We start from the raw sequence: 13,389 nt of genomic DNA, 5'->3' as shown, positions 1-13,389 counted from the left end.
AAGAATGCCTTGGGTCTGAAGGTATTCTTCGGATTTCTCTTCTGATATCGTGTACTGTTGGAGATCTATTAAGTTCATCCTTCCAACCACCTGAGTTTATCGTGGTGGTCGTTATTAAGGAATCACCTAATTAAATATATCTTTTTTTCTTTCATTGATTTAGCAAAAAAGATCGCTCGGCTTTTTGAATATTCGGATTCTTTATAAATGAAATCCCCAGCGTGGAAACAAAATCGTTTAATTCCCAAATCTAATAGTTTGTCGAGATGTAGATCCATTTGGGAAAGATTGCAACCTTTTATGAGACCGATAGGTTCACTCCTGGGGCATTCTTTTAAAATGATTTTGGTTATCTCTAAGACTTTTTCAATTTGTGCTCGAGAATCTAACTTATATCCTCGATAAGTATAGCCGTCCGGAGTGAGATAATATTCGGGTTTAAGATGATTTATAATAAAGATATATATTTCACAAACGCATGAATCGAGAACTTCATCCCGCATTATTGAAGAAAAAATAACTGGCCCTGTGAAATTGTAATATTTATGTAACCCTCCTGCGTCTTCAATTTTTTTGATTAATTTAATGTTCAGTGTGCCATCTTTAAAAAGAAAATCTCTCATCCTTATTACGATAGCAGAAACGTGACATGTGTTATCGATATAAGTCTCTTTGTTTCGGGTTTTAACAACAGGAAGAAGTAATCTTCTCTCCATAAATCCCTCATTTACGTTTTTATCACGATCTCATTAGGTCCTTCGATACATTACAAGACATTGATTTTTCTCTAGATATATACCTCCCTTCAGTGGTGTGAAAGTGATCATAAGATCATGGCTGGTAATAATTTGACGAGAGCTTAATCATCCGGGTTGATTAACAACAATATAATTAAGAAGTAATATCACGGGTCGAACAAATATGCAAAATTTTGAAGACTGGTTTGAAAAATTTAATGCCTGGTCATTCAGTGGGCACCAACTTCTGAATCGCTGCAAACAAGCTTACTATTACCAACACATAGCTTCAGCACTGAAATCATCACCGGTTCTTAACGTATCAAAAATCAAGCGACTCAAAGGTTTGAAATCAAAATATGTTGTCCAAGGATCGCTCGTTCATGATGCAATTGAGGATCAGATTACTCAGCATTATTTCGACAGGAACATAAGTCAAGAGAGTGCCCAAGAAAATTTCCTGAAGCGTCTCAAGGGATATGAAACATGTGCCGATGACATGATTACCGAGTTTTTCAACGGCGAAAAAATAGACCCGGCATTTTTTGAGAATATCCGACCATCAGGAATTGAAATGCTGGACACATTTTTCAAAATTGTCTGGCCGAATCTGAAGCCCCTTGAATATCTGAGTCACGAAAAATTCGACCGGTTCATTCTTGAAGGAGTTCCGGTTACAGTGAAACTGGATTATATCACAAAAAGCAATTCCGGTAAACTCGTTCTTTCGGACTGGAAAACCGGAAAAGAGCGGCGGGAGAGCAATCTTCAACTGGGAGCGTACGTTCTCTTTGCGATGCAGAAATACGATACAATTCCTGAAAATATCTTCAGTGAAATTATTTATCTGGGGAGTTCCGGAAGGTCGCGCCCATATAGGTTTTCTTCGGATCAATTAGATGAAGTGAAAGAGATCGTTGTCAGCGATTTTGAAACAATGAATTCGTCATATGAAATAGACAATTTCCCCGCTGACCCATACCCCCAAAAATGTTTCACCTGTTCTTTCGCATCTGTATGTCCTGATTCCCGACATAAAGATCAGGTAGTGGTTCTCGATGATCCCTCAGATCCCATCAACGATATGCTCGTCGATATCGTTGAATAAATTTTGAATACCTTCTTATTTCCAGGACAGATAAGTGATATCATTTTTGATATCCTCGAATACATCGGATTCGATTTTCTTCCTGTCCTCGGGTAAAATCGAACTGGGAAAGAGAATATACAGGCGCATGGTAAACAGCGACTTATTGGCAAGCACACTCATGAGAGAATTATCGATCTCCATAATCCGGCTCGACTGCTGTGTCACTTTATTGAGAACGTTTACCGTTTGATCGTATTTGTCTTCGTCGTCTTTTGATTTTGTTACAACTTTACCGGACCCAACGGAAAAACCAACCTTGGTTAATTCTATCCGATTATCATAGACGTGCCAGAACTCTTTGTCGATATTATACTTCTTCGCAAGTTCCGGGATGAGTGCTTCCAGTCTCTTCACGTCGCCCTTAAACCGGGCTTTTTCCCCATCATCACGGTTCCGGATATGTTCAACCTTACAAATTTCTTTCGGAGGATTTCTCTCAAGAATTGATCGTGCCTTTTCCCGAACAATAACTGAAGTTGCCGGATCTTCCCGGAGTTTGCGAATTTCCTGAAGAATGAAACTGTCATCGAACTTGTTCCAGAAACCATTTTTGATGTATTTTATGATGCTCTCACATGAACAGTCAATTCTGTTTTCTTCTTTTCCTAGCAGTTCGAAGATCACTTCTTTCATAATTTCTTCGAATGCAGCTACAGTTTTGTGATGAATCACCTGAGAATATTCGAAATACCGGCAGAGAAGAAAATGATCTGCGGTTCGCAGGGCTTTTGGCGTGATGCACAACTTCTCGTTGTTGTCAAGACGCATCTGACTCACCAGATAATTGATATCCACTGAGCCATAGGGCAGACCTGTGTTGGACGCAGATCTCAACAGGTAGTCAATCCGATCCGCATCGAGATCAGAGCTAATCACGCTGGAATATTTCGGGTTATTGTCCCGGGTAAATATTGAGTAAATTAACTCATTGTCGATCTCATACTTTTTGAATATCTTCTGAATCTGCGAATCATGGATAAGAATCTCTCTCCCGACAGACATATGGTTCAGGAATGTAGCTACCTTTTCTCCCGGAGTAACAACGGATTCTTTTCCGGCATTTCCGGATTTTTCTGATATCAGAGATTCAATATATTCGTCTTTCTTCGGATCGTAATATTCCCGGATGGCATCTTCCATATTATGGGAATATGGATAATGCCCGATATCGTGTAAAAGACCGGCAAGCCGGTAATCTCTGATATCCCTGAACGTTATCTGGTCTGCACCGTTTCTTTTAAGAGTCTCGAAAATTTTGCCGGTGAGATGGCAGACACCGAGAGAATGTGAAAAACGAGTGAAATCTGCGCTTGGAAAAACGTAATTTGCAAGACCCAGCTGCTTAACGTTACGCAGTCGCTGAAAAACGTTGGTATTGATGATCTCAACTTCAAGTTCACTGAGACCGATCGTTCCGTGAATCGGATCATTAACGCGGGTAAAATTGTATTTTTCCGGATTCTCTTCGGTCATCGTATTTTAGTTATTGAGGAGATGAGTATTCCTGAGTGCTTCTTCAGCTCTTTTGATATATGGCGCAAGAGCTGATTTTTCTCTTTCAATATTCGCTTGTGCGGTGGCCTGATCAAAATTAGTGTACTGGTAATGCACTGATGCCAGCAACTCCAGCCAGTCCGCTTGGCTGAGTGGGACGTCGCACGGTTGATTGACAATTGGTTTTATCGATTGAAGTTTTTCCTTCAGTTGACCCTTTAGTTCCTTCTTCTGATATTCAAGGTCTCCTTCAGTAAGAGCCTCATCGAGATCATAATAGTCCTTTGTCAGTTCAGGACTGTACGGTCCTTTGAGGTACCAACCGAAATGATATCCCAGATCGACACCGGCAATCTGACCCAGATAGATTGTCTTCTGGACCCTTTTTCTCTCATCAACAGTATCAATATCCGGGGGAACTCCCAGTTCCTCAAGAAAAAGTTTCAGGGCAATCAGTTTTGTTTTCATCTGCATAACTCCATCTGGAGAATTAAATCCCGACGGTTGTGTAATAACATCTATGGGATTTTAAATATATCAAGCGCGGTGCGAAAATGAAGAACCATGAGAATTCCTGATCCACTCAAATTTTCAAACCGGGTTTTTGCATTCTTAATAATAATGAGCGTTATCTCTATCATCTCTTTTTCGATTTAGTTGCCGATAATTACTATTTCCGGGCTCAGCCCACGCGCCTCGCGCCGGAGCCCCCACGAACGTCACACCCCGTACATAAATTTTCGGTCCCGCTCGCGCTAAATTGTCACCATGCTAAGCACTAGCACACACGCTTATATACAACCAGCTCCAACCCTATAAGCATGCAGGAAGAGTGCCACAGCATTCGTGAGGGTTTTTTCGCCCGTGAATGTCTTTATCTCCACTAGCCAGGCCTCCATCCGTTGCATCAGTGAAATCATTTCTGGGTCTCTGAACGTGAAGACCGCATGGTCACGCTTCTTTGGCTTTTTTAGCTTTTATTACCGGTTTTATTACTGGTATTGATCAAGCCCTCTGGTTTGCACAATAATTCGTGTAAAAACAGGGGGAGGTGTTGTTGTTACTATGAGAGGAAAGGAAATCCGTCTGGAAAGAATCATGAACCGTAATACGAAGAAGACCGTCATCATTCCGATGGACCACGGGGTCAGTAACGGCCCGATCCCGGGCCTCATCGACATGGGCCAGGCCGTCAATCTCGTGGCGGAAGGCGGGGCGAACGCGGTGATCGGGCACGTGGGGCTTGCGCTGCACGGGCACCGGCAGGGCGGCCGGGACGTGGGGCTGATCCTGCACCTGTCCGCAAGCACGATGCTCGCGCCGGACCCGAACGAGAAGGTGCTCGTGAACTCGGTGCAGAACGCACTCAAGATGGGCGCCGATGCGGTCTCGATGCACGTGAACATCGGGGCCGAGTCCGAGGCCCGGATGCTTGCGGACCTCGGCGCCGTTTCCGTGGAATGCATGGAATGGGGCATGCCACTCCTCGCGATGATGTACCCGCGGGGCAAGAACATCACAAAGGCAAACGACCTCGAGCAGGTCAAGCTCGCGGCCCGTGTCGCAGCCGAACTCGGGGCCGACATCGTCAAGACCGTGTATACCGGCGACCCGGAGAGCTTCCGTGAGGTCACCCGGGGCTGTCCGGTACCGGTCGTGGTGGCCGGAGGTTCAAAGACCGATGACCGCACAACGCTTGAACTGATAGAGGGCGCAATGGCGGGCGGGGCGGCCGGGATCTCGATCGGCCGGAACGCCTTCCAGCACAAGAACCCGGCAAAATTCGTGCGGGCAGCGGCGTGTATCGTGCATGCGAACAAGAGCGTAGAAGAAGCACTGGAAATTCTGAAGTGAACATCATGATTGGCAAGGATATCAGGATCGAACGTATTATGGACAGGAACACGGGCAGGTCGGTCATCGTGCCGATGGACCACGGGTTCTCGATGGGACAGATTGAGGGACTGCTGGACATGACCCAGGTGATCTCGGACGTCTCCAATGGCGGGGCAAACGCGATCATCCTCCACAAGGGCCTCGTGAAGCGCGGCCACCGGAAGCACGGCCGGGATATCGGCCTCTTCATCCACCTCTCGGGCTCGACCTCGCTCAACCCGGACCCGAACGACAAGGTGCAGGTCTGCTCGGTGGAAGAAGCGATCGCGCTCGGGGCCGACGCGGTCTCGATCCATATCAACCTCGGCTCGCCGAGCGAGTCAAAGATGCTGGAGATCGGCGCCAATGTTGCACGGGACTGCAACCGCTGGGGCATGCCGCTCCTGATCATGTGCTACCCGCGGGGCAAGGGGATCGACTCCTTCTCGCCGCAGTCGGTAGGCCACGCGGTCCGGGTGGCAGAAGAACTCGGGGCGGACATGATCAAGACCAATTACCCGAACGACCCCGAGGCGTTCCGGAGGATCGTCAAGGCCTGCTCGGTACCGGTCTTCATTGCCGGCGGGGAAAAGACCGGCGACCTCGACTCGCTGAAGATCATCAGGGATGCGGTCACGGTCGGCGGTGCCGGGGTCTGCGTGGGACGGAACGCGTTCCAGCGCAAGGACACGCAGGCATTTGTCCAGGCACTCTGCCGGGTCGTGCACCACAACGTTGACCCGGCGAAAGCGCTGGAGAAGAAATGAAGCAGTTCTGGGTTGACATCAGGCCGTGGAACAAGGAGATCGCCACCACCGCGATTGAGAGCGGTGCGGATGCACTCGTGGTCGACAGGGCAGAGGACGTAAAACGGCTCGGCCGCATCACCACCGTTGCGCCGGACGGCGACATCAAGCCCGGGACCGACATCACCGAGTGCACGATCACGGACAAGGCAAGCGAGAACGCGGCAGCACAGGCTGGCAGACACAAGCCGGTCATCGTCACCACGAGCGACTGGACCGTGATCCCGCTCGAAAACCTCGTCGCCCAGTCCGACAAGATCATCGCACGGGTCAAAGATGTAAAGGAAGCGGAGCTCGCCCTCAACGTGCTGGAGAAAGGCACGTACGGGGTCCTGCTGAAGACCGACAGCCCGGCGGTTGTCAAATCCGTTGCCGCGCTCATCAGGGCCGGTACCGGGAAAGTCGGGCTTGTCCCGTTCACGGTCACGAAGATCCATCCCGTGGGCATGGGCGACCGGGTCTGCGTGGACACCTGCTCGATGCTCTCTGACGGCGAGGGCATGCTGATGGGAAACACCTCTTCAGCCATGCTCCTCGTCCATGCCGAGACGCTGGAGAACCCGTACGTGGCCCCGCGCCCGTTCCGTGTGAACGCCGGCGCAGTCCACGCGTACATCCTCCTCCCGGACGGCAGGACCGCGTACCTTGCGGACCTCGCGATCGGGGGCCAGGTGCTGGTCTCCGATGCAAAGGGGACGGCGCACTCTGCAATCATCGGCCGCACGAAGATCGAGCGGCGCCCGCTGCTGCTGGTCGAAGCCGCGGCAGGGAAGTCGAAGGTGAGCCTGATCCTCCAGAACGCCGAGACGATCCGGCTCGTGGGCGAGGACGGAAACGCGATCTCGGTCGTGCACTTAAAAGTCGGCGACAGGATCATGGGCAGCATACTCGAAGGCGGCAGGCATTTCGGGATGGCAGTCAAAGAGACCATCCGCGAGAAGTGATCATGAAGATTGGAATCATCGGCGGCACCGGGAAGATGGGGCAGTTCTTTGTCCCGGTCTTTGAGCGTGCAGGATACGACGTGCGGGTCTCAGGACGGAAGACCGCACTCACCAACGAAGAGCTTGCAGCAACGAGCGACATCGTCATCGTCTCCGTCCCCATCCATGACACGTGCCGCGTCATTGGGGAGATCGCCCCGCTGATGCAAAAAGACCAGCTCCTCTGCGACCTCACGTCGCTCAAGGTCCGGCCGGTCGGGGCGATGCTCGCATCGAAGGCGGACGTGATCGGCCTCCACCCGATGTTCGGGCCCACGGTCGGCTCGCTCAAAAGCCAGACGATCATCGTCTGCCCGGCCCGGGCGGACGAGTACCACACGGAAGCCCTGCTGAAAATATTCAGGAATGAAGGGGCAACGTGCACCATCACCACACCGGAGGAGCACGACCGGATGGTCGCCATCGTCCAGGGCCTCACGCATTTTGTGACGCTCTGCATGGCCGACACGGTCCGCCGGCTCGGCATCGATATCCGGGCAACGCAGGAGTTCACGAGCCCCGTGTACCAGATCGAGCTCTCGCTCATGGGCCGGCTCCTCTCGCAGGACCCGCTGCTCTACGCGGACATCCTCCAGCAGAACCCCTACGTGCCGGCCGTGCTTGCCGCGTGCCGGGGTTCCGCATCCGACCTGTCGTCCGTTGTCACCGGGCATGACCCGGAACTGTTCAAACTATTCTTCGAGCGGAACAGCCGCCACCTCGGCTCGTACTGCGAAGAGGGGCAGAAGATGACCGACGCCCTGATCGAATGCATGGTGAATAAATGAAGCTCATCACGCTCGGGCCGGAGGGGACCTTCTCCCACGAGCTCGCCCTGAAACTGGAGAACAACAAAGACAACATCGTCCTCCTCCCCACGATCCGCAGCATCATGTCCGCGGTGGCACGCGGGGAGGGCGACGGGATCGTGCCCATGGAGAACTCCGAGGCGGGGGGGGTCGGCGAGACCCTTGACGGCCTGATGCGGTTCCCGCTCTTCATCACGGCCGAGATGTACATGCCCATCCGCCATAACCTTGCCTCGCTCGTCACCCTGGAAAAGATGCGGGTGATCTACGCCCATCCCCAGACCCACGAGCAGTGCAGCGACAAAATCGAGCAGTGGGGGCTGCCCGTCATCCACACGAGCAGCAATGCATCGAGCGCACGCGAGGCAAAGAAGACGCCAAACGCCGGTGCGATCCTCTCGACAACCGCCGCGGCGCTCTACCGGATGCCGGTCATTGTCCCGGACACGGAAAACAACGCAGCCAACACGACACGGTTTGTCCGGATCTCCCGGGACCCGGCAACCGGCGGCCGGCCGGAGAAGTGCAGCATCCTCATTGACCCGAGCACGGACCGGGCCGGCCTGCTCCACGACCTGCTGGAGGCATTCGCCATTCGCGGGATCAACTTATCACGGATCGAGTCGCGCCCGTCAAAACGGGGGATCGGGAACTATGTCTTCTTCCTCGACTTCTCGTGGTCGGAGAAAACCGGCGAGGCGCTGGAAGAACTTAAGAAGATTACCGAAGTCCGGGAACTCGGTTGTTACCGGAAGGAGGGAGTCCCGGAATGAACGTGATCATACCGCAGGCGGGAAGCGTTGACCTGACCGTTGCCGCACCGCCATCGAAAAGTTTCACGCACCGGGCACTGATCGCCGCCGCCCTTGCGGAAGGGAAGACCACCATCTTCCGCCCGCTGGATGCCGAAGACACCCGGCTCACGGCCACGGCCCTCCGCCAGCTGGGAGTGGGCATTGAGGAGCAGCAGGGCCGGCTCATCGTCACCGGCTGCAACGGCTCGCTCCCGGACCGCAGGGAGACCACGCTCGATCTCCGGAACTCCGGCACGAGCCTCCGGCTCCTGACAACCCTTGCGCTGCTCTGCCATAACCCGGTCATCCTCACCGGTAGTGCGAGAATGCAGGAGCGGCCGATCGGACCGCTCGCGGAAGCGCTCCCGGCCATTGGCGGCGTAGTCGAATTCCTGAAAAATCCCGGCTACCCTCCGCTGAAGGTCAGCGGTGAACTCACCGGGGGACCGGTCACCATCGACGGCTCCATGAGCAGCCAGTTTATCTCCTCCATCCTGATGGCCGCACCGTACGCACAGCGGGAGGTCGAAGTCGTGATCCCGGCACCGCCGGCCTCGGCCTCGTACCTCGACATCACCACAAACGTGATGGAAGCGTTCGGCGCAACGGTTGAGCGGACCGGGTACGAACGGTTCACTGTCAGCACCGCCGGCCGCTACAAGGGCCGGCGCTATACCATCGAGGGCGATTATTCGTCTGCCTCGTACTTCTTTGCCATCGCCGCGATCTGCGGGGGCAGGGCGACCGTGAAGAACCTTGAACCGGCATCCGTGCAGGGCGACCGGAGGTTCCTCGATGCGCTCCGCCGGATGGGGTGCACAGTCACGTGGGCCGGCAATGCCGTCGGCGTCGAGCGGACCGGGGAGCTCCGCGGGATCACGTTTGACATGTCGTCATCCCCGGACACCGTCCAGACCCTCTGCATGGTTGCCGCGTGCTGCACGTCCCCGACCACGATCACGGGCATCAGTCATTTAAAGTTCAAGGAGAGCGACCGTATCAGTGGGACCGCAGATCGCCTCCGGGCCCTCGGGGGCGATGTGACGGTCGGGGATGATTCCATCACCATCCGACCAGCCTCCCTGCACGGCGGCACCATCGACCCGGCAGACGACCACCGGACCGCGATGAGTTTTGCCGTGCTGGGCCTCGGCACCGGGGGAGTCACGATAACGGATGCGGAGTGCGTGAACAAATCGTTCCCGGCGTTCTGGGACAATCTTGGGAACCTCATACCATGAAGCGGATCGTACTGACCGGCTACCGCGGCACCGGCAAGACCGAGATCGGGAAGCAGCTGGCGCAGCAGAACGGCGTGCCGTTCCTTGACACAGACACGCTTATCGAGCAGGAAACGGGACGGTCCATCCCCGACATCTTCCACGAGGACGGGGAGGAGCGGTTCCGGGCCATCGAACGCGAAGTGATCGCGTCCCTCCCGCCGGCAGATGTCGTTATCGGCACGGGCGGCGGAGCGGTCGTTGACCCGAAAAATATGGAGCACCTGCGGAAGGACAGCACCCTCGTCCTCCTCACTGCCGACATCGATACGATCGAGAGGCGCATCCTGCATTCATCCCGCCCGCCCTTAACGAACCTGCCGATGAGAAAGGAGATCGCGGAGATGATGGACCGGCGCCGGCAGCACTACCACGCCGCATCGGATTTCTATCTCGATACGAGCGACACGACACCCGCGGACGCGGCAGGGAAGATCGCGAGCATGCTGAAGACCGGTGTCGCCACGGCGGCCGCACGGGCAGAGGGGCTCACCTTCTTCCGGAGCGGGAGGCTTTCGGCCCCGGTGCTGCAGCGGCTGGAAGAGATCCTGAAAAATCCCCCGGCCGACCCGCAGATGAGGATCCTCGGGGTCGCGGGATACCCGTGCGCCCACAGCCGGGGCCCGCGCCTCTTCAATGCGCTGTTTCGCGAGTTCGGGCTCAACAACTATTACACGTTCTTCGAGGACCCGGAGCTCGACCAGATCATGACGGTCGCACGCTCGCTCGATGTGAAGGGCCTCTCGGTCACCATCCCGTTCAAGCAGGACGTGATCCCCTTTCTCGATGAAGTGGACGAGCATGCGGCACAACAGATCGGCGCCGTCAACACCGTGGTCTTTGCCTGCGGTTCTGCGATCGGGTACAACACGGACTGGCTCGGGATACGAAAGCCGCTGGTCGGCATGAAGGGCGCAAAGGCCGTGCTGCTCGGGGCCGGCGGGGGCGCGTCGGCCGCGGCCTATGCGCTGGTCGACCTTGACATGGACGTGACAATCCTCAACCGGACACCGGCAAAGGCAAAGGAGCTGGCACAGCGGGCCGGCTGCCGGTGGGCAGCCTGGGACGCGTTTGATTCCATCCGGCCGGACCTTGTCGTGAACACGACGCCGCTCGGCATGGAGCCGGATACACGGAGCCCGCTGACAGAAGAGCAGCTGTATCCCGATCTCACCGTGTACGACCTTGTCTACACCCCGCCCATCACCCCGCTCATCGAGCGGGCACGGGCAAAAGGGTGCACGACCATCACCGGCACCGGCATGTTTGTCGAGCAGGCCCGGGAACAGTTTTACCTCTGGTTCGGGATCGACCTCCCCGAAGAGACACTCAGGAAGTATATCGCATGAACACCTTTGGCACAAATTTTCGCATCACAAGCTTTGGCGAGAGCCACGGCGCGGCAGTCGGCGTCGTGGTGGATGGCTGCCCCCCGGGCATGGCACTGAACGAAGCAGACATCCAGCCGCTGCTCGACCGACGCAGGCCCGGTACCTCACCGCTCGTCTCCGCCCGTGACGAGCAGGATAAAATCGAGATCCTCTCGGGGATCTTTGACGGGAAGACCACCGGCACGCCCATCGCGATGATGGTGAGGAACAAAGAGGCCCGTTCGCAGGACTACGAGGAGCTCCGTACGCTCTTCCGCCCGGGCCATGCCGACTTCACGTACCAGCAGAAGTACGGCACCCGTGACCACCGGGGCGGCGGCCGGAGTTCCGGGCGCGAGACGGTCGGGCGTGTCGCAGCCGGTGCGGTTGCGTTAAAACTTCTTGCGGCGAAAGGGATCGCGGTCTCCGGGCGGATAGTCTCGGTCCACGGGAAGACCGGCCAGGGGGAGATCGAGGCCGAGATCACGAGGGCAAAAAATGCCGGCGACTCCGTTGGCGGTATTGCCGAGGTCGTGGCAAAGGGCTGTCCCCCCGGCCTCGGCGACCCCGTCTTTGGCAAGCTCGACGCACAGATCGCGGGTGCGATGATGGGCATCGGGGCTGTCAAGGGCGTGGAGATCGGCAGCGGCTTTGCGGTGGCGGGACGGTTCGGGAGCGAGAACAACGACCCGATCACAAAGGACGGCTTCCTGAGCAACAACGCGGGGGGCATCCTCGGGGGCATCTCATCCGGCCAAGACATTGTCGTCCGTATCGCGGTGAAACCAACGCCGTCCATTGCCAAGCCGCAGCGGACGGTCGATGCCAGCGGCAACGATGCCGAGATCACCGTGAAAGGCCGGCACGACCCGTGTATCGTGCCGCGTATCGTCCCGGTGGCCGAGGCGATGCTGGCGCTCGTGCTCACCGACGCACTGCTGGAACAGGAAAAGTACCGGACATAACGTGGAGGGAAAAGTCCACGCACGTGTTTCCCCGGCACCATGCCGGCATGCACAGGTGGGTGAAGGCCCGGCTCCCCGGCGCAGGAGGACACCCTGGAAAAGAAGAGTGAAGGAAGAAATATTTTTTTCAGATACGGGCAGCGAAGACCTGCTCGTCCATTACTTTGTATGTGGTCCCGGCTGACTGGACATACACCACGCACCGGTCGCCGTCACGGGTGCCCTGCACGATAATCTCATTGCCGGGGATCGGCTTCTTGCCATCGTTCATCACGGATTCCACGTACGTGCCATCGGTGCCATACATGTGCAGGCTGATCTTCTGGGTGAACATCTCTCCCGGGCCGCCCTGGTAGAGCAGCGAGATCTTTGACGTCGGGCGGTCTTTTGTAAGTTCAAGATTTATCTGCTGGGCAGTTGGCATGACCTGGATCGGCCCGTTATCCGGGTTCGCCGTTGTCGTGGCCACGGCAACAGTCGTTGTGGCCGGTGCGGCGGTCGTCGGGGGGAACGTGAGGTCGGGGGTCAGCACCGGGGTTGCTGCGGGAGCCGCCTCGTTATCCGAAGTGCAGCCTGAAATGAGCACGCAGGAAAGGACTGCGAGCGCTGTGATTGCAATGAGGGAATGCTTCATGCCGTAGTGCTTGTGGTTTTTTCCTATTAGGAGTTGTGATTGGAGTTTATTGGTACTTTTTTTAACATTCTGTTCTGTAGAAATTATTTAATTTGCATTGTGACGCTCTCGGGGCTTCGTTCGAAGAATTTGTAAAAATTCTTCTCGAAAGAATCATCGCTGATGCGAAGATTCTATCCCCGCACGCTCGTGGCACCCCCATATGCGATGACGACGTATTACCCTTTCTTAAAAAAAAGAAAATTTTCAGGGCTGCAAGGATGACAGGTAATTGAGGCCGCCGCGGGGCGTAGAATTCCGCAGGAATGAGACGGGAGAATGTTGAAAGTCTTCAGACTTGAGACATGAGAAGACCGCAGGTCTTCGAGGAATCCATAAGGATTCTCCGACCCGCCCTTTTGGGGCGGCGGCAGTTGTCCCAAAGGAGTATGGGGGCATCAACCCCCATCTTTGCGAAAGAGGATTTCTACAGAGCAAAAAAATGGTTTCAAC

At 55.1% G+C, this 13,389-nt stretch carries 13 protein-coding genes; 9 read left to right on the top strand and 4 right to left on the bottom strand.

The annotated features are described in order from the left end of the window. Positions 1 to 122: 122 nt before the first annotated feature. Positions 123 to 716, bottom strand: coding sequence for a hypothetical protein (locus M0R30_RS13910; RefSeq protein ID WP_292547952.1), 594 nt, complete (start codon positions 714 to 716; stop codon positions 123 to 125). 205 nt (positions 717 to 921) lie between these two features. Between M0R30_RS13910 and M0R30_RS13905 the strand changes: the two genes are divergently transcribed. Further along, complete coding sequence (locus M0R30_RS13905) at positions 922 to 1,845, top strand: PD-(D/E)XK nuclease family protein (protein WP_292547950.1); 924 nt, start codon at positions 922 to 924, stop codon at positions 1,843 to 1,845. 15 nt (positions 1,846 to 1,860) lie between these two features. On the opposite strand, the gene M0R30_RS13900 is transcribed toward M0R30_RS13905, so the two are convergent. Beyond that, entirely contained in the window at positions 1,861 to 3,360 is a 1,500-nt protein-coding gene (locus M0R30_RS13900) for an HD domain-containing protein (protein ID WP_292547948.1), read from the bottom strand. A 6-nt stretch (positions 3,361 to 3,366) separates the two neighbouring features. Further along, positions 3,367 to 3,849 carry a hypothetical protein gene (locus M0R30_RS13895; RefSeq protein ID WP_292547946.1) on the bottom strand — a complete coding sequence of 161 codons (483 nt, stop codon included), beginning with the start codon at positions 3,847 to 3,849 and terminating at the stop codon, positions 3,367 to 3,369. 597 nt (positions 3,850 to 4,446) lie between these two features. Here M0R30_RS13895 and M0R30_RS13890 point away from each other — a divergent pair. From M0R30_RS13890 to aroC, 8 genes are read left to right on the top strand one after another with little or no spacing between them, the layout of a single operon-like run. After that, positions 4,447 to 5,235: a 2-amino-3,7-dideoxy-D-threo-hept-6-ulosonate synthase gene (locus M0R30_RS13890; protein ID WP_292547944.1), complete on the top strand. Its 789-nt coding sequence runs from the start codon at positions 4,447 to 4,449 to the stop codon at positions 5,233 to 5,235. A gap of 5 nt (positions 5,236 to 5,240) precedes the next feature. Next, on the top strand, positions 5,241 to 6,023 hold the full coding sequence (locus tag M0R30_RS13885; RefSeq protein WP_292547954.1) for a 2-amino-3,7-dideoxy-D-threo-hept-6-ulosonate synthase: 783 nt from the start codon (positions 5,241 to 5,243) through the stop codon (positions 6,021 to 6,023). Then, positions 6,020 to 7,006 carry a 3-dehydroquinate synthase II gene (locus M0R30_RS13880; RefSeq protein WP_292547942.1) on the top strand — a complete coding sequence of 329 codons (987 nt, stop codon included), beginning with the start codon at positions 6,020 to 6,022 and terminating at the stop codon, positions 7,004 to 7,006. Before M0R30_RS13885 ends, M0R30_RS13880 begins: the two co-directional genes overlap by 4 nt. Positions 7,007 to 7,008: 2 nt before the next feature. Next, positions 7,009 to 7,833, top strand: coding sequence for a prephenate dehydrogenase/arogenate dehydrogenase family protein (locus M0R30_RS13875; RefSeq protein ID WP_292547940.1), 825 nt, complete (start codon positions 7,009 to 7,011; stop codon positions 7,831 to 7,833). Further along, entirely contained in the window at positions 7,830 to 8,627 is a 798-nt protein-coding gene (locus M0R30_RS13870; protein WP_292547939.1) for a prephenate dehydratase domain-containing protein, read from the top strand. The genes M0R30_RS13875 and M0R30_RS13870 overlap by 4 nt, the downstream gene beginning before the upstream one ends. Then, positions 8,624 to 9,889 (top strand): 3-phosphoshikimate 1-carboxyvinyltransferase, encoded by a 1,266-nt coding sequence (gene aroA / locus M0R30_RS13865; protein WP_292547938.1) that lies wholly within the window; start codon positions 8,624 to 8,626, stop codon positions 9,887 to 9,889. The genes M0R30_RS13870 and aroA overlap by 4 nt, the downstream gene beginning before the upstream one ends. Beyond that, positions 9,886 to 11,277 carry a shikimate dehydrogenase gene (gene aroE, locus M0R30_RS13860; protein WP_292547936.1) on the top strand — a complete coding sequence of 464 codons (1,392 nt, stop codon included), beginning with the start codon at positions 9,886 to 9,888 and terminating at the stop codon, positions 11,275 to 11,277. Before aroA ends, aroE begins: the two co-directional genes overlap by 4 nt. Continuing rightward, entirely contained in the window at positions 11,274 to 12,263 is a 990-nt protein-coding gene (aroC, locus tag M0R30_RS13855) for a chorismate synthase (protein ID WP_292547934.1), read from the top strand. Before aroE ends, aroC begins: the two co-directional genes overlap by 4 nt. 127 nt (positions 12,264 to 12,390) lie before the next feature. Here the strand turns inward: aroC and M0R30_RS13850 are convergent, their stop codons facing one another. After that, positions 12,391 to 12,897: a hypothetical protein gene (locus M0R30_RS13850; RefSeq protein WP_292547932.1), complete on the bottom strand. Its 507-nt coding sequence runs from the start codon at positions 12,895 to 12,897 to the stop codon at positions 12,391 to 12,393. Between the last annotated feature and the right edge of the window lie 492 nt (positions 12,898 to 13,389).

The sequence above is a fragment of the Methanoregula sp. genome, from assembly GCF_023227875.1.
Classification (GTDB): Archaea; Halobacteriota; Methanomicrobia; order Methanomicrobiales; family Methanospirillaceae; genus Methanoregula.
The sequence above is the reverse complement of the archived record's forward strand: the minus strand, read 5'-3'. Positions and strand labels throughout refer to the sequence as shown.